Annotated in this window: 14 protein-coding genes; 2 read left to right on the forward strand and 12 right to left on the reverse strand. The window is 44.3% G+C overall.

The window, feature by feature from the left end; genetic code table 11:
• Window positions 1–53: 53 nt before the first annotated feature.
• From meaB to ACPF7I_RS09450, 11 genes are all read right to left on the reverse strand, one after another.
• Entirely contained in the window at window positions 54–1,154 is a 1,101-nt protein-coding gene (gene meaB, locus ACPF7I_RS09400; protein ID WP_430743642.1) for a methylmalonyl Co-A mutase-associated GTPase MeaB, read from the reverse strand.
• Window positions 1,151–3,340, reverse strand: coding sequence for a methylmalonyl-CoA mutase (gene scpA, locus ACPF7I_RS09405; protein WP_430743640.1), 2,190 nt, complete (start codon window positions 3,338–3,340; stop codon window positions 1,151–1,153). Before scpA ends, meaB begins: the two co-directional genes overlap by 4 nt.
• Window positions 3,327–5,309, reverse strand: coding sequence for a methylmalonyl-CoA mutase family protein (locus tag ACPF7I_RS09410; RefSeq protein ID WP_430743638.1), 1,983 nt, complete (start codon window positions 5,307–5,309; stop codon window positions 3,327–3,329). Before ACPF7I_RS09410 ends, scpA begins: the two co-directional genes overlap by 14 nt.
• Before the next feature lie 160 nt (window positions 5,310–5,469).
• Entirely contained in the window at window positions 5,470–6,780 is a 1,311-nt protein-coding gene (locus tag ACPF7I_RS09415) for a dihydrolipoamide acetyltransferase family protein (protein WP_430743636.1), read from the reverse strand.
• A gap of 12 nt (window positions 6,781–6,792) precedes the next feature.
• Window positions 6,793–7,776 carry an alpha-ketoacid dehydrogenase subunit beta gene (locus ACPF7I_RS09420; RefSeq protein WP_003394199.1) on the reverse strand — a complete coding sequence of 328 codons (984 nt, stop codon included), beginning with the start codon at window positions 7,774–7,776 and terminating at the stop codon, window positions 6,793–6,795.
• Window positions 7,777–7,778: 2 nt separating this feature from the next.
• A complete protein-coding gene (locus ACPF7I_RS09425) occupies window positions 7,779–8,777 on the reverse strand; it encodes a thiamine pyrophosphate-dependent dehydrogenase E1 component subunit alpha (protein ID WP_430745916.1) in 999 nt (332 codons plus the stop codon).
• 14 nt (window positions 8,778–8,791) lie between these two features.
• Window positions 8,792–10,213, reverse strand: a complete 1,422-nt coding sequence (gene lpdA, locus ACPF7I_RS09430) for a dihydrolipoyl dehydrogenase (RefSeq protein ID WP_430743634.1) — start codon at window positions 10,211–10,213, stop codon at window positions 8,792–8,794.
• 12 nt (window positions 10,214–10,225) lie between these two features.
• Window positions 10,226–11,326, reverse strand: a complete 1,101-nt coding sequence (gene buk / locus ACPF7I_RS09435; protein WP_430743632.1) for a butyrate kinase — start codon at window positions 11,324–11,326, stop codon at window positions 10,226–10,228.
• A 62-nt stretch (window positions 11,327–11,388) separates the two neighbouring features.
• The gene (bcd, locus tag ACPF7I_RS09440) at window positions 11,389–12,492 is read right to left on the reverse strand and encodes a branched-chain amino acid dehydrogenase (RefSeq protein WP_009373861.1); all 1,104 of its coding nucleotides are present in this window, start codon (window positions 12,490–12,492) and stop codon (window positions 11,389–11,391) included.
• Between the two features lie 16 nt (window positions 12,493–12,508).
• Complete coding sequence (gene yqiS, locus ACPF7I_RS09445; RefSeq protein WP_430743630.1) at window positions 12,509–13,411, reverse strand: phosphate butyryltransferase; 903 nt, start codon at window positions 13,409–13,411, stop codon at window positions 12,509–12,511.
• Between the two features lie 127 nt (window positions 13,412–13,538).
• Window positions 13,539–15,605, reverse strand: coding sequence for a sigma 54-interacting transcriptional regulator (locus ACPF7I_RS09450; protein WP_430743628.1), 2,067 nt, complete (start codon window positions 15,603–15,605; stop codon window positions 13,539–13,541).
• Between the two features lie 123 nt (window positions 15,606–15,728).
• On the opposite strand from ACPF7I_RS09450, the gene ACPF7I_RS09455 reads away from it, so the two are divergent.
• Window positions 15,729–15,983 (forward strand): DUF2627 domain-containing protein, encoded by a 255-nt coding sequence (locus ACPF7I_RS09455; protein WP_430743626.1) that lies wholly within the window; start codon window positions 15,729–15,731, stop codon window positions 15,981–15,983.
• On the opposite strand, the gene ACPF7I_RS09460 is transcribed toward ACPF7I_RS09455, so the two are convergent.
• Window positions 15,975–16,709, reverse strand: a complete 735-nt coding sequence (locus ACPF7I_RS09460; RefSeq protein ID WP_430743624.1) for a glycerophosphodiester phosphodiesterase — start codon at window positions 16,707–16,709, stop codon at window positions 15,975–15,977. The genes ACPF7I_RS09455 and ACPF7I_RS09460 overlap by 9 nt on opposite strands.
• Before the next feature lie 55 nt (window positions 16,710–16,764).
• Between ACPF7I_RS09460 and ACPF7I_RS09465 the strand changes: the two genes are divergently transcribed.
• Window positions 16,765–16,911: a YycC family protein gene (locus tag ACPF7I_RS09465; RefSeq protein ID WP_021095259.1), complete on the forward strand. Its 147-nt coding sequence runs from the start codon at window positions 16,765–16,767 to the stop codon at window positions 16,909–16,911.

Genomic DNA, 16,911 nt, shown 5'->3' on the forward strand with positions numbered 1-16,911 from the left:
TCCGCCCCCATTATAACACATTCTACGTAAAAAGTGCCCATCACGGACACCTTTTACGTTTGTTCATATAGGCGAATAAGTTGTTGAGCAGCCATCGTCACCGGCTGCTTTCCTTCCATCACTTCTTGTTCAATATTCGGCAGCTGCTGTTGAACAGCAGGATGATGAAAAAAGCGGATGTGTAAATAATCTTTGATCATCGTATGCAACCAATCTTTCATCTGTTCTTTTCTTCTTTCGGCAAACACACCCGACTGTTTTGTCGTTTGCACAAACTGTTCGATCACTTCCCAAATTTGTTCGATGCCCTCCCCATAGAGAGAAGAACATGTATAGGCTTTCGTTTCCCATCCTTTCGTTGCATGGCGTAAGTAATGTAAAATTTGATTGTATTCTTCTTTCGCTAGCTCTGCTTTTTCTTTATTATCTCCATCTGCTTTATTAATCACAATTGCATCGACGAGCTCCATTATTCCTTTTTTCATTCCTTGCAACTCATCGCCAGCGCCCGTTAAAGCGAGCAATAGAAAAAAATCAACCATGCCACGCACCGCCACTTCACTTTGCCCAACACCGACCGTCTCAACAATGATAATATCATAACCTGCTGCTTCACAAAGCAACATCGTTTCGCGCGTTTTTCGATGCACTCCCCCGAGCGTTCCACCAGATGGCGATGGGCGAATGAACGCACGCGGATGGCGCGCTAAATTTTCCATCCGCGTTTTGTCACCAAGAATGCTTCCTCCTGTCAGCGAGCTGCTCGGATCGACTGCTAACACCGCAACACGATGACCTTTATCGCATAAAAACTGTCCAAATGCTTCAATAAACGTGCTTTTTCCTGCACCTGGAACGCCTGTAATCCCAATGCGAATCGAACGCCCAACATATGGAAGGAGTTCATGCAAGATGCGCTGAGCTTTTTCGGTATGTTTTGATGCATTGCTTTCAATAAGCGTGATCGCTTGCGCTAAAATAGTACGATTGTTATTTAATACCCCTGCCACATATTCCTCAACGGAACGTTCTTTTCGTTTTATCGATCGGTCTTCTTTCGCTAAATGGGCACGATCGTTTCCTTTCACATAAGACGTTGCAAACATCTTTCCGTCATCAGCCCATTCAGGCCGAGATGTCCGTTCTTCGCTCATTCACTCACTTCCTCGTAACCGAGTCGTCGATAAATTTCATGCAATACTTTTTGTGCTGCTGTCGGAATGATTGTACCTGGCCCAAAAATGGCTGCAGCTCCATGTTCATATAAAAATTCGTAGTCTTGCGGTGGAATGACTCCACCAACGACAACAATAATATCCTCACGGCCTAATTTCCGCAACTCTTCAACAAGTTGTGGCAACAACGTTTTATGCCCTGCTGCAAGAGAGCTCATGCCAACGACATGTACATCGTTTTCAACCGCTTGTCGCGCCGTCTCTTCCGGTGTTTGAAAGAGCGGGCCAATATCGACGTCAAACCCTAAATCAGCAAATGCCGTTGCAATCACTTTTGCTCCGCGGTCATGTCCATCTTGTCCCATTTTCGCAATTAAAATGCGTGGTCGTCTTCCTTCTAGCTCGTAAAATTCATCGGTCATTTTTTTGACGCGGGCAATTTCTTCTTCGTTTGTAAACTCTGCGCTATATACGCCGCTTACGGAACGAATGACCGCTTTATGCCTGCCTGCTACTTTTTCAATCGCATCAGATATTTCCCCTAACGTCGCCCGAGCGCGCGCTGCCTCTACCGCTAATTCAAGCAAGTTTCCTTCACCGGTTTCTGCTGCTTTCGTAATGGCTTGTAACGCCTGTTGGACGCGTTCTTCATCACGAGAAGCGCGCAACTGTTTTAACTTTTCAATTTGCCGCTCTCTAACGGCCGTATTATCGACTTCTAAAATATCAATCGGTTGTTCTTTTTCTGGACGATATTTATTCACGCCGATAATCGTCTCCGCACCGGAATCAATTTTTGCTTGCCTTCTTGCAGCCGCTTCTTCGATGCGCATTTTTGGCAAACCTGTTTCAATCGCTTTCGCCATTCCTCCTAGATTTTCGATTTCTTCAATGTGCATCCATGCGCGCTTCATCAACTCATTCGTTAACGTTTCCACATAATACGAGCCTGCCCATGGGTCAATGACTTGGCAAATGCCTGTTTCCTCTTGTAAATAAAGTTGCGTATTGCGTGCAATGCGAGCGGAAAAGTCCGTTGGCAACGCAATTGCTTCATCAAGCGCGTTCGTATGAAGCGACTGCGTATGTCCCATTGCCGCGGCATGCGCCTCTAAACATGTGCGTACGACGTTGTTAAACGGATCTTGCTCCGTTAAGCTCCATCCCGATGTTTGCGAATGCGTCCGAAGAGCGAGCGATTTTGGGTTTTTCGGATGAAACGCCTTCATCATTTTCGCCCAAATGATTCGCGCTGCCCGCATTTTTGCTACTTCCATAAAATAGTTCATACCGATCGCCCAGAAAAACGACAGGCGCGGAGCAAATGAATCAATGTCAATACCTGCTTTTAGTCCTGTGCGTACATACTCTAATCCATCCGCAAGCGTATAAGCAAGTTCAATGTCTGCAGGTGCTCCTGCTTCTTGCATATGGTAACCTGAAATGCTTATGCTGTTGAATTTCGGCATATGTTTGGACGTATACGCAAAAATGTCTGCGATAATACGCATGGACATTTCTGGTGGATAAATGTACGTATTCCGCACCATATATTCTTTTAAAATGTCATTTTGAATCGTTCCAGATAGCTGCTCTTGTCTAACTCCTTGTTCTTCAGCCGTCACGATATAAAACGCCATAATCGGCAATACGGCACCGTTCATCGTCATCGATACGGACATTTGGTCAAGAGGGATGCCGTCAAATAACGTTTTCATATCTAACACAGAATCAATGGCTACCCCTGCCTTGCCAACATCCCCGATCACGCGCGGATGGTCGGAATCATAGCCACGATGGGTGGCGAGGTCAAACGCGACCGACAACCCTTTTTGCCCCATCGCTAAGTTGCGACGATAAAATGCATTGCTTTCTTCCGCTGTCGAAAAGCCAGCGTATTGACGAATCGTCCATGGGCGATTGACGTACATCGATGGATATGGTCCACGAACGTATGGTGGAATGCCCGGCATATAGTCAAGAAAATCGAGGTTTGCTATATCTTCTTTCGTATATAGCGGTTTGATCGCAATATGTTCGTTTGTTTCGAATACGAGCTTATCGAATGTTGCTCTTACTTTTTGTTCGATCGCTTTTTTCCACGTTTGTTCATCAACTGGCTTTCCATATTGTAACGGCCGATTAGCAAAATTAATTTTCCCCATCCACGTTCACCCCCATCTCTTTCATAAACGCCAAGATCGTCTCATAGCAATTTGAACCGATATGAATATACCCGTCGACACCTGCTTCCGTAAACGTTACCTCAACATCCGGTGACGGTTTTCCTGCGACATATATGCGAACATCGCTTTTTTCCGTTTTTACTTGACGCACAATATGCGGAACGGCATCTACATAATCATCATCTGTCCCGCAAATGATATAATGCGTTCCGTTTGCTTCAAGTATGCCGTTGACGGCTTCCTCTATCGCCATATAGCCGTCATTTTTTACGACTGTAAATCCTCCCGCTTCAAAAAAGCCGGTTATAAAATCGGCGCGCGCTTTATGTTTTGGAATGGAACCGAGATTTACAAGATGCACAGTTGGACGCTGACCGCTTGTTTCTTCATGGCGTTCCGATGCTTTGCGAAGCTGTTCAAACGGCTCAGATAAACGCCATTGTCGAATCGGTGAAACAGTCATGGCTGGACTTTCATTTTCATGTATAACATGTTGAGCGATCGCTCGACGTTTAACAAGCGAAAGCGCCTCTTCCATTGTTTTTACATCGATATACGTATGATTGCTTCCGTAAGAGGTATACGTATGTTTCGGTGCTGACGGCTCAGCGATGTTTGCGTATACGTTCGTTCCGATGATCTTTTCTTTTCTTTCTTTCACATGTTGTTCGCGTTGTTTTGCTACGTTCTCAATTTCCTTTTGCACAAATCCACATTGAAGTGCTTTTGTCATGCCGCCTTGTGCCTCGATTTGTTGAAATAACTTCCAAGCTTCTTCTGCTATTTGTGCTGTCAACGTTTCTACATAATACGACCCGCCAGCTGGGTCAATCACTTTTCCGATATGAGCTTCTTCTAACAAAATAAGTTGTGTGTTTCTCGCGATGCGCTCTGCAAATTCATCTTCTGTCGCAAACGGTTCGTTAAATGGTGAAACATGAAGGCTGTTTGCTCCACCGACGATCGCAGCAAACGCTTCTGTCGTTGCACGAAGCATGTTCACGTACGGATCATATATCGTTTTCGTAAAATACGACGTACGCGCGTGAATGGACAGTTTTTGCGCTTGTTCGCTTCCTCCGAACGCTTGCACAATATTTGACCAAATGAGTCGCGCAGCACGTAGCTTCGCGATTTCCATAAAGAAATGTGAGCCAACAGGGAAAGAAAAATCGATACGGTTGGCTACGTCGTCAATCGGCAATCCACGCTCGAGACATTCGTTTATATACTCTACCGCTGAGGCAAAAGCAAATGCAAGCTGTTGAATCGCATGGCCTCCCCCATTATGGTACGGATCAGCATGAGCAAGAATTGTTTTCACATGTGGCATATGTGTTTTCGCCCATTTCGTCACATCCGCCATTGTATCGTATAAATGGGAAAGTGGCATAGAAAGCTTTCCTGTTACTGCAAGGGTGCCAAGTGGATCCATGCCAATCGTTCCGCTTATGCGGTCAAGCGGTTGTCCACTTTCCTTTATATACTCGACCAATAACGGAAAAAACGGAAAGGAACATGCTCCTGTATCGATTCGAAGAGAGTAGTCTTCCAAACATATATTTGAAAACATTGCTTCAACTTGTTCGAGCGTTTGAACAGAAAAGTTTAGCTTTGGCAATACGACATGAATTTCTGTCTGTCCACGTTCAAGTTGATGTTTCATGAGCGCATTCCATCGTTCAGGTGTCGAAGCCTGGCACTGTTGACTGACTTCCCATGCCTTTTTTATATATCCTTCTACTTCTGTTCCGCGCACATATGAAGGAAAACCTGGATATTGTTCAATAGGCACCCCCTCTAAATCAGCGCGTGTATAAATCGGTTTTAATTGAATTTGCTCATATGTTGTGGCATATAATCGATCAAACGGTTTTCCTTTTAGCGATTTCTCAACTTCTTGTTTCCATTCATCATAGCTTGGAATCGGAAACGATATTTGTTTCATTGTGGCACCCCATCCCCCTTTGTTGTTAAAACGCTTTCTTTTCTTATTTTTGAAAATATTCGTTACATTTTTTATTGTAGTACATCGTTGAAAGGAAGAAAAGAGAAATCATTGATATAAGAAGAAGAGGATAACAACTCGTTACCCTCCTCATCATAAATTAGTAAATTGGTGTGTTTTCTTTTGTTACATGCTCTAAAATTTCTTTGACGCGCGCTAAAAAGCGACCGCAAATTAAACCGTCAAGTACGCGATGATCGAGCGATAAGCAAAGGTTAACCATATCGCGAACAGCAATCATGCCGTCTTTTACAACCGGGCGTTTCACGATCGATTCCACTTGTAAAATCGCTGCTTGCGGGTAGTTAATGATTCCCATCGATTGCACCGAACCGAACGAACCTGTGTTATTGACCGTAAATGTCCCCCCTTGCATATCTTCCGGACGGAGCTTACCTGCGCGCACTTTCGCTGCTAATTCAGCGATTTCACGCGCAATGCCTTTAATTGATTTTTCATCAGCATGTTTAATGACTGGAACGAATAAGGCGTCATCTGTTGCTACGGCAATTGAAATGTTAATATCTTTCTTTTGAACAATTTTATCTCCTGCCCACATCGAGTTCATTTGTGGGAATTCTTTTAACGCTTGAGCCACCGCTTTTACAAAAAACGCAAAATACGTTAAGTTAAAGCCTTCGCGCTTTTTAAATTCGTCTTTAATCGAATCGCGATAAGCAACTAAGTTTGTCACATCGACTTCAACCATCGTCCATGCGTGCGGTGCTTCATGTTTGCTGCGAAGCATGTTTGTCGCAATCGCTTTACGAACTGGTGTCACTGGAATTTCAATATCGCCTGATTGAACCGGTACGTTAGGCGCAGCGACTTGTTTTGGTGTTGCCGCAACAGGGGTTTCCGCTTTTGGTGCTTCTTGCACCGACTGCACAGACTCTTGAATCGGAGCTGTTGGCACTTGACTTGTCGTCGGGATGTTGCCGGATTCGATCAATTTCAACAAGTCTTTGCGCGTAATGCGTCCGCCCATGCCTGTTCCTTGTACTTGTTCAAGGTCGATGTTGTGCTCTTGGGCAAGGCGAAGAACGGCTGGCGAATAGCGGCCTTTTTCTCCCGCTGGTTTTTTCGGCGCTGCTGCTTGTGCTGGCACTGCCGGCGCTTCCGCTTTCGGTGCTTCTTCTCGTTTCGTTTCCGCCGTTTCTGTGCCTTCTCCTTCAACTTCAATCGTACAAATGACAGCACCAACTGGCAACGTTTCCCCTTCTTTTGCGATAATTTCTTTAATGACACCCGCAAATGAAGATGGGATTTCCGCATTTACTTTATCTGTCATCACTTCCGCAAGCGGATCGTATTTGTTCACACGAGTGCCAACCGATACGAGCCATTGGCTAATCGTTCCTTCCGTTACACTTTCACCAAGCTGTGGCATTGTAATTTTCTCAATCGCCATCGTGACTCCTCCTTAAAACTGCGCCAATTCGCGCATCGCCTTTTCGACTTTATCCGGGTTGACCATAAAGAATTTTTCCATCGTTGGTGCATATGGCATAGCTGGAACGTCTGGACCAGCTAGTCGCATAATTGGTGCATCTAAATCGAATAAGCAATGTTCTGCAATAATCGCCGCTACTTCGCTCATGACGCTTCCTTCTTTATTGTCCTCTGTCACAAGCAATACTTTTCCTGTCTTGCTTGCGGCTTCAATAATCGCTTCTTTATCGAGCGGATAGACAGTACGCAAATCTAAAATGTGAGCGGAAATGCCTTCTTGCGCCAATTTTTCAGCAGCTTGCAAAGCAAAATGAACGCATAGGCCGTAAGTAATAACTGTAATGTCTTCTCCTTCACGTTTGACATCTGCTTTACCGATCGGAAGCACATAGTCGTCTGTTGGCACTTCCCCTTTAATGAGACGATATGCTCGCTTATGCTCAAAAAACAGCACCGGATCTTCATCACGAATAGCCGCTTTTAATAACCCTTTCACATCGTATGGGGTAGATGGCATGACGATTTTTAATCCCGGTTGATTCGCAAAAATTGCTTCAACAGATTGAGAGTGGTATAACGCTCCGTGAACGCCGCCACCGTACGGCGCACGAATAACAATCGGACAATTCCAATCGTTATTTGAACGATAACGAATGCGCGCCGCTTCAGAAATAATTTGGTTGACAGCAGGCATAATAAAATCCGCAAATTGAATTTCCGCAATTGGGCGTAATCCGTACATCGCCGCACCGATCCCGACACCAACGATCGCAGACTCTGCAAGCGGCGTATCAATGACGCGCTCTTCCCCAAATTGATCATAAAGCCCTTGCGTCGCTTTAAATACGCCCCCCTTTTTTCCGACATCTTCCCCAAGTACGAATACGCGCGGGTCACGTTCCATTTCTTCGCGAATGGCCATCGTAACGGCATCGATATATGAAATGACAGGCATGTTTATTCCTCCTCTGCGTACACGTATTTCAACGCATGTTCTGGTTGTGCGTATGGTGCTTTTTCTGCGTAGTCTGTCGCTTCGTTCACTTGTTTCATCACGCGATCAACAATTTCTTTTTCCAGTTCATCCGTTAATACGCCTACTTCTTTTAAGTAGTTCGCAAATAAGTAAATTGGATCTTTTGCTTTCGCTTCAGCAATTTCTTCTGGTGTACGATATGCGCGATCGTCATCGTCTGATGAATGCGCTGTTAAGCGATAAGCGACCGTTTCAATTAATGTTGGACCTTCACCACGGCGCGCACGATCTGCTGCTTCTTTCACGACGCGATATACTTCAAGCGGATCTGTACCGTCTACTGTATATCCTGGCATGCCGTAGCCGATCGCACGGTCTGACACTTTTTCGCATGCTAATTGTTTTTCAATTGGAACAGAGATGGCATATTTATTGTTTTCGCACATAAAGATGACCGGCAGCTTATGAACGCCTGCAAAATTTGCTCCTTCGTGGAAGTCGCCTTGGTTTGACGACCCTTCACCAAATGTCACGAACGATACGAAATCTTTTTTCTCCATTTTTGCTGCTAACGCAATGCCAACCGCATGTGGCACTTGTGTTGTAACAGGTGAAGAACCGGTGACGATTCGGTTTTTCTTTTTCCCGAAATGCCCTGGCATTTGGCGACCGCCAGAGTTTGGATCTTCCGCTTTCGCAAATGCTGAAAGCATCAATTCTGTCGGTGTCATACCGAACGTTAATACAACACCCATGTCACGATAATAAGGCAAGACGTAGTCTTTCGTGCGATCTAAAGCGAATGCCGCTCCGACTTGCGCCGCTTCTTGTCCTTGGCAAGAGATAACGAATGGAATTTTACCTGCGCGGTTTAATAGCCACATCCGCTCGTCAATTTTACGCGCTAACACCATCGTTTCATACATTTGTAAAACGGTTTCATCGCTTAAACCGAGTTGTTTATGACGATTTTCCGCCATCATTCATTCCTCCTTTAAAAATGAATCGCTTTTCCATCAACAGCGAGCGCCGCTTCCATCATCGCTTCTGACAGCGTCGGATGCGGATGAATCGTGTGGGCAATTTCCCAAGGGGCTGCATTGAGCACACGCGCTAATCCAGCTTCGGAAATCATATCTGTGACGTGCGGACCAACCATATGCACACCGAGTACATCATCTGTTTTTGCATCGGCGACGATTTTTACAAATCCTTCAGCTTCCCCATACACAAGCGCTTTGCCGATCGCTTTAAACGGAAATTTGCCGACTTTCACGTCATATCCTTTTGTTTTTGCTTCTTCTTCTGTTAAACCAACACTTGCCGCTTCCGGACGACTGTAAATGCATTTTGGCACCATCGTATAATCAAGTGGATGAACAGTATGTCCAGCAAGATGTTCAATCGCGATGATTCCTTCATGTGAAGCGACATGGGCAAGTTGCAAACCACCGATCACATCGCCAATCGCATAAATATGCTTTTCTTTCGTTTGATAATACTCGTTCGTTTGAATAAACCCTTTTTCGACGACAATATCAGTATTTTCTAATCCAATGCCTTCAACGTTCGCTTGACGTCCGACAGAAACGAGCATTTTTTCAGCTGTAAACGTTTCGTTTTGTCCATTGATCTCTGCATGAATACGCACACCGTTCTCAACAACAAGCGTGTCAGGCAATACTTTCGCTTTTGTAACAATGCGCACCCCGCGCTGCTTTAATATTTTCTCGATTTCTTTTGATACGTCGCGGTCTTCTGTCGGCAAAATACGATTCGCGTATTCAACGACCGTCACATCGACACCAAAATCGTTTAACATCGATGCCCATTCAATTCCGATAACTCCACCACCGACGATGATAATGGAAGCTGGCAACGTTTCCATGCGCAACGCTTCATCTGACGTCATAACGAATTGTCCATCAATGGTTAACCCCGGTAACGTGCGTGGACGAGATCCTGTTGCGATCACGACGTATTTTGGTACAAGCATTTCATTTTCCGTTCCATCATTCATCTCAACCGAAATCGTTCCAGGCATCGGTGAAAAAATAGATGGTCCTAAAATGCGTCCTATTCCTTCATATACATCGATTTTTCCTTTTTTCATTAACATGTGGATCCCTTTATGCAGTTGATCAATAATCGCTTGTTTGCGCGCTTGTACTTGACCAAAATCTAAACGCACTTCCCTGGCGAACACGCCAAACGTTTCGCTTTGTTTCGTTTGAGCATACACTTCTGCGCTGCGCAATAATGCTTTGCTTGGGATACATCCTGCATGCAAACACGTGCCCCCAAGCTTTCCTTTTTCAACAACTGCTGTTTTTAAACCGAGTTGGGCCGCACGAATGGCGGCAACATATCCGCCTGTTCCACCGCCAAGTATCACAACATCGTACTCTTTAGCCATCGTTTCATCCCCTTAAACCGTTGTTTTGACCGCTTGTGGATATTGTTTCGCTTCTTCTTCTCCACGCAACACGCGAAGTGCCCCTTCAGCAAGTGCCTGCAATTCATTTTCCCCTGGTTGCACGATGACATCGGCAATCCATTGTACCCGATCAGCAATTTCTTTCACAAACTGTTTTCCGTATGCTAAACCACCCGTTAAAATGATGGCGTCGACTTTCCCAGCTAACACTGCACTTGCCGCTCCAATTTCTTTCGCTACTTGGTATGCCATCGCGCTATAAACGAGTTTCGCCTTTTCATCGCCATTTTCAATCATTTTTTCAACTTTCACCGCATCGTTCGTCCCTAAATACCCAACTAGACCTCCTCCTCCAACGAGCATGCGCATCACTTCTTCGCGATAATACTCACCGGAGAAACAAAGGGAGACGAGGTCGCCAGCTGGAACAGTCCCAGCACGTTCTGGGCTAAACGGACCTTCCCCGTCTAATCCGTTATTGACATCGATGACGCGCCCACATTTATGCGCGCCAACGGTAATTCCACCGCCCATATGTGCGACGATAAAATTGACTTCTTCATATGCTTTTCCCATCTGTTTGGCGACGCGACGAGCGACCGCTTTTTGATTTAATGCATGGAAAATGCTGCGACGCTCGATTAACGAAAAACCAGAAATGCGAGCGATCGGGTCAAGTTCGTCTACAACGACTGGGTCGACAATAAATGCTGGAATATTTAATGCGGAAGCAATTTCGTGCGCTAAAATACCGCCAAGATTGGAAGCGTGTTGACCTGAGTATCCACGTCTTAAATCTTGCAACATCACTTCATTGACAGCATACGTGCCACCTTCGATCGGACGAAGCAAGCCTCCGCGCCCACATACCGCATCAAGTTTTGAAATGTTGATCCCTTCATGATCAAGCGTTTCTAAAATCGTTTGTTTACGAAATTCATATTGGTCGATAATTTTTTTATACGCTCGCAACGCTTCCGTATCATGTCGAATCGTTTTCTCTAAAATGGAGCGCTCGTTATCAAAGACGCCGATTTTCGTTGACGTCGATCCCGGATTAATGACTAAGATGCGAAATGAATGTTCTTGCAATGTTTGACCCTCCATTTTTATCATCGACAAAGCGAGAACGATCCGTCCTCGCTTTGTTATGTTTAACGTGTGCGGCGACGGCTTAAAATGTGTTGACCGTTTTGTAAAAATTGGCTGCGTGATTGACGCATTTTGGCAATGCGCTCTTCAGCTAAACGGTCTGCTGCTTGGTATGTCGGAATGCCGTCACGCTTCGCAATTTCGATGACTTTTTCAATATTGTTATAAATTTGTTCAACTTTTTTCATCGCACGTTCGCGGTTGTATCCGTATAGCTCATCCGCTACGTTAATGACACCACCCGCGTTAATCACATAGTCTGGCGCGTAAACAATACCCATTTCATGAATGATGTCGCCATGTCTTGCTTCACGCAATTGGTTGTTCGCAGCTCCCGCAATGACTTTCGCTTTTAATTGAGGAATCGTTTGGTCGTTAATTACACCACCAAGGGCACACGGAGCGAAAATGTCGCAGTCTACGCTGTAAATATCGTTCGGGTCAACGGCTTGTGCGCCAAACTCTTCAACAACGCGTTGCACCGCTTCTTTATTAATGTCTGTAACGATAAGCTTCGCCCCTTCTTCATGAAGATGGCGGCATAAATTATAAGCGACGTTGCCGACCCCTTGTACCGCGATCACTTTTCCTTCAAGTGAATCGCTACCAAAAGCCTCTTTCGCTGCTGCTTTCATTCCACGATAAACGCCGTACGCCGTAACCGGAGAAGGATTTCCAGACGAACCGAACGCTGGTGAAATCCCTGTCACATAGTCTGTTTCTTCGTAAATAATATCCATATCAGCAACTGTTGTCCCAACATCCTCCGCTGTAATATAGCGACCGTTTAACCCTTGAATGAAGCGACCGAACGCACGGAACATCGCTTCGTTTTTATCTTTTCGTGGATCCCCAATGATGACCGCTTTTCCACCGCCAAGATTCAAGCCAGCTGCTGCGTTTTTATACGTCATCCCACGCGCTAAACGAAGCGCATCTTCAATCGCTGCATCTTCTGATTCATACATCCACATGCGCGTGCCGCCTAATGCTGGTCCAAGCGTTGTATCATGAATCGCAATAATCGCTTTCAATCCTGATTCTTTATCTTGGCAAAATACTAATTGCTCATAGTCGTATTGCTCCATATATTTGAAAATCTCCATCTTTCATTCCCCCTTGTTATTTGTTCGTTGCACAAATAGCTAATGCTAATGAATACAATTTACTTTCTGCTGAATCCGCGCGCGATGTTAATACAATTGGTGCTTTCGCGCCAGCGATGATCGCTCCTACTTGCGCGCGGGCAAAATAGACAAGCGATTTATATAGCACATTTCCTGTTTCAATGTTCGGTACAACTAAAATATCAGCCTGTCCTGCCACCGAACTTTGAATGCCTTTATGCTGAGCCGATTCAATGGAAATGGCATTATCTAAAGCGAGCGGGCCATCGACGATGCAATCTTTTAGCTGTCCGCGTTGATTCATAAGCGACAACGCTGCTGCATCAATCGTAGCTGGCATCGCTGGATTCACAACTTCAACAGCGGCGAGCGGCGCAACTTTCGGGGTATGAATACCAATCGCTTTCGCCACTTGTACCGCGTTCATAATGATTTCTGTTTTTTGTTGCAGATCAGGCGAAATGTTCATCGCTGCATCTGTGACGAGAATCGGCCGTTCGTAATGCGGTACTTGAAACAAGGCAACATGTGACAAAACTCGGCCTGTGCGAAGTCCATATTCTTTATTGAGCACCGCTTTTAAAATCGTTGCTGTCGGTACGTTTCCTTTCATTAGAACGCTTGCTTCTTTTCCATGTACCGCCTTGACGGCCATGTGGGCTGCTTCTTCTTTTGTCGAAGCATGAACGATGCGAATGGCATCGCGATTTTCGTCTTGAACATATTCGGGAATAAGACGCGATAAAACGGATTCATCGCCATATAAAATAAATCGCCCGAATCCTGCTTGTAACGCTTGTGCGACCGCTTTTAACACCTCTTCGTCTTCAGCTGCCGCAACAGCTACGGTTGCTTCAGGAAATTGGGTTGCTTTGGTGATTAACGATTGTAGCTTCATCTCATCTGCTCAACCCCTTTGTTTTTTCGTCACCTTTTATTCTTGCAAAAACCGTGCCAACTTTTTTGTTATTGAAAACGCTTTATTTTATTTATTTTTTATTGCATTTTTTTGCATACTATGAACATTATTGCATGCTTTTTTTATCAAGTCCATACTTTTCAAGTTTGTAATATAAATTTCGAATCGAAATGCCTAGCTGTTTGGCAGCCGCGGTTTTATTTCCTTGGCACGCTTGTAAAACGTTCTCAATGACTTTCGCTTCGTATTGCTCCATTAGCTCCGACAACGGTTTATCCCCATAAGGCAATTCAGAGGACGAAAGATGTTCTGGCTCTTTCGATTTGTGCAACAATGAAATATGCTTCCGCTCAATGATCACTTCATTATATTTCATAAAAATCATCGCGCGTCCTAGTACGTTTTCTAGTTCACGTACATTTCCCGGCCAATCGTAGGAGAGTAAATAAGCGAGGGCATCATCCGTAATTCCTTCCACGTTGCGCCCGTAATCTTGATTTAGTTTTTGTATGAGCCGTTCACATAACGCAGGAATATCTTGCTTTCGTGCACGCAGCGGAGGAATGTAAATCGGCATGCGATTGAGCCGATAATATAAGTCTTCACGAAATGTTCCATCCGCAATCGCTTTTTCCAAGTGAACATTCGTCGCAGCAATGACGCGCACATTAATTGGAATGGGCTTCGTGCCACCGACGCGCACAATTTCTTTTTCTTGTAACACACGCAACAATTTCGCTTGCATATTGGCGGATAATTCGCCAATCTCATCTAAAAAAATGCTTCCGTTGTTCGCTTCCTCAAACAATCCTTTTTTCCCTCCGCGCCTTGCGCCTGAGAACGCTCCTTCCTCGTAGCCAAACAATTCACTTTCAAGCAACGATTCGGAAATGGCTGCGCAGTTTACACGAACAAATTTATGATATTTTCGATCACTAGCATTATGAATGGCGTGAGCAAACAGTTCTTTCCCTGTTCCTGACTCCCCGCGAAGCAAAATCGTTGCAGGTGTTTTCGCTGCTAATTTCGCTTGTTCAATCGCTAACATCATCTCTTCTGATGTGCCGACAATATCATCAAATGAATATTTTGCCTCTAATGTACGAATAATTTGTCGGGCGCGTTGTAGCTCAGAAGTCAACTGTTCAATTTCTGATACATCATGAATAACACCGACACTTCCTTTTAACATCCCGTCGACGATAATTGGCGCAACATTGACAACGACATCGCGCTTTTTTGGGCCGACTTTCATGCGCACTCCTCTGACCGGTCGCCGCGTTTTCAATACTTTCATATGCATACTTTCTCCTTCAGAAATGTCCGCTGTCGCCGGCTTTCCGATCACTTCTTCTTCCGATAAGCCCGTTAATTTTGTATATGCAGGATTAATTAAAATACCGTTACCGTATTCATCAACAACAGAAATCGCTTCTTCTGAAGAGTGAATAATCGCTTCTAACATCGTGCGAATTTCTTTTAAATTCGTTATTTCTTCTGCTAGATGGACAACTTCTGTAATGTCTTTAAATACGGCGAAAGCGCCAAATAACTTTCCACTTTCATCAATAAGCGGGATGCGTGTCGTAATCATTTTTTTTCCGTTTTCTAATATTAATTCTTGATTCAACTCAACTTCTCTCGTTTGTAATACACGCGGCAAGCCGCTAGCCGGAATAACACGCAAAATATGCGTGCCAATGACTTCTTTTTTTCTTTTTCCAATCATTTTTTCTGCGCTCGGATTCATATGGGTGACAAAACCGCGTTCGTCAATGACGATCATTCCATCGTGCGTAGAATGAAAAATTAAATCGTGTTTCGTCGTTGCTGTTTTTAACGTCGCAATGAGTTGCTCTTTTTCTTCCACAAGCTGCGCAATAATGTAAGCGATATCACCAGGAATAACGACCGTATGCCCCGGACTTTCTTTGCGCAACGCAGTAAACACTTCGTCATCCCCTGTTACCTCAACAATAATGTCAAGATCATCTGTTAACACATCGCGCCAATGTTTGCTCGTTTGAATCCCCATGTCGCGCGCGGCTTTCACCCCTGGAGCATCTTCATTTCGATCCACAATCGCCACGACATCCATCAATTGTGTTTCGTGAAACATTTTCAATAATGCACTTCCACCTTTGCCTGCCCCAACAATTAATACTTTTTTCATTCCCATCACCTATTCGCTTGCAATTTTTTGCAGACGCTTTCATCATACATTGTTTTTCACTTCTTGACAAACAAACAAAAACATTTATGATGAAAACAGAACGAATGGAAAGGGTTTTGTTTTATGCAACGAATGATCGCCCTACTTATTTTACTTATTCCAGGATTTATTGCAGCGCTAGGAATGAAATGGATGCGCGATACGGTGTTTGGCATTTTACATACACCTATCCCTTCACTTGTTATTCAATTTTTGCTCGGTTTATTTTGTTTTATCATCGGTCTTGGCTTTATTGCGGGATTTATTTTGCACCGCGATCGAAAACGAAACAAAGTACAGCCACGCTTTCAAAAAAAGAAACGCTTCGATTCAGAATGATCGAAGCGTTTTTTCACGCACGTTTTTTGCTTTTTCAGGGAAATCTGTAAATATACCATCGACTTCATATTGAAACATCATTTTCATCTGTTCTTCTTTATTCATTGTAAAAGGACGAATGAGCAATCGATTGGCATGAGCCGCTTCAACAAACGATCGATCTACAGCGCGATAATACGGATGGAGCGCTGAAGCGTGTAAATTATGGGCATAATTCCACGGTTGATGCAATTTCTCCATATATAGTAGCGCTGTTTCAATATGAGGAGCTAACGTATGACATGTCGCCATACTTTCATGGTTAAATGAAGAAAAAATGACGCGCGATGCTAAACGATATTGCTCCACGAGTTCAATTGTTTTTTCTTCTAGTCGTTCATAAGGTACAAGATTGTTTTTTAATTCAATATTAATAAGCAACGACGTGTGTTGTGCCCACTCAAGCACTTCTTGTAACGACGGAATTGGACAAAACCCGTATTGTTTAAATTTATAGTTAGCGTTTAATTTTCGTAATTGCCGATACGTCATTTGTCCGACCCATCCCGTTCCATCTGTCGTCCGATTGACCGTTTCATCATGAATGACGACAACAACACCGTCTTTTGAAAGTTGTACATCAAGTTCAATCCCGTCCGCATGAACACGTGCTGCTTCCATAAAAGAGGCCATTGTATTCTCTGGACGCGTCCCAGCTGAACCACGATGAGCAAAAATATGTGTCATCCTTTTCCCACCTTTAAAAACGTTTTATACTTAACATATGAAAGGAGTGGAACTCATGCGACCGTTACAAATTTCGTTAGAAACAGCACAAAAACTCGCTAAAGCATTGAACGTGCCGCTAGAACAAATTATGCACATGCCTCAGCACATATTAGTCCAGAAATTGCTTGAAGTCGAAAAAAACGAGCAACAAAAAAGGTAG

The organism is Anoxybacillus dikiliensis (genome assembly GCF_050613275.1).
Taxonomy (GTDB): Bacteria; Bacillota; Bacilli; order Bacillales; family Anoxybacillaceae; genus Anoxybacillus.

What these genes read in the sequence shown, in the direction of transcription:
- meaB (WP_430743642.1), bottom strand. Translation starts at nt 1,154, where the DNA reads ATGAGCGAAGAACGGACATCTCGGCCTGAATGGGCTGATGACGGAAAG.
- scpA (WP_430743640.1), bottom strand. Translation starts at nt 3,340, where the DNA reads ATGGGGAAAATTAATTTTGCTAATCGGCCGTTACAATATGGAAAGCCA.
- ACPF7I_RS09410 (WP_430743638.1), bottom strand. Translation starts at nt 5,309, where the DNA reads ATGAAACAAATATCGTTTCCGATTCCAAGCTATGATGAATGGAAACAA.
- ACPF7I_RS09415 (WP_430743636.1), bottom strand. Translation starts at nt 6,780, where the DNA reads ATGGCGATTGAGAAAATTACAATGCCACAGCTTGGTGAAAGTGTAACG.
- ACPF7I_RS09420 (WP_003394199.1), bottom strand. Translation starts at nt 7,776, where the DNA reads ATGCCTGTCATTTCATATATCGATGCCGTTACGATGGCCATTCGCGAA.
- ACPF7I_RS09425 (WP_430745916.1), bottom strand. Translation starts at nt 8,777, where the DNA reads ATGGCGGAAAATCGTCATAAACAACTCGGTTTAAGCGATGAAACCGTT.
- lpdA (WP_430743634.1), bottom strand. Translation starts at nt 10,213, where the DNA reads ATGGCTAAAGAGTACGATGTTGTGATACTTGGCGGTGGAACAGGCGGA.
- bcd (WP_009373861.1), bottom strand. Translation starts at nt 12,492, where the DNA reads ATGGAGATTTTCAAATATATGGAGCAATACGACTATGAGCAATTAGTA.
- yqiS (WP_430743630.1), bottom strand. Translation starts at nt 13,411, where the DNA reads ATGAAGCTACAATCGTTAATCACCAAAGCAACCCAATTTCCTGAAGCA.
- ACPF7I_RS09450 (WP_430743628.1), bottom strand. Translation starts at nt 15,605, where the DNA reads ATGAAAAAAGTATTAATTGTTGGGGCAGGCAAAGGTGGAAGTGCATTA.
- ACPF7I_RS09455 (WP_430743626.1), top strand. Translation starts at nt 15,729, where the DNA reads ATGCAACGAATGATCGCCCTACTTATTTTACTTATTCCAGGATTTATT.
- ACPF7I_RS09460 (WP_430743624.1), bottom strand. Translation starts at nt 16,709, where the DNA reads ATGACACATATTTTTGCTCATCGTGGTTCAGCTGGGACGCGTCCAGAG.
- ACPF7I_RS09465 (WP_021095259.1), top strand. Translation starts at nt 16,765, where the DNA reads ATGCGACCGTTACAAATTTCGTTAGAAACAGCACAAAAACTCGCTAAA.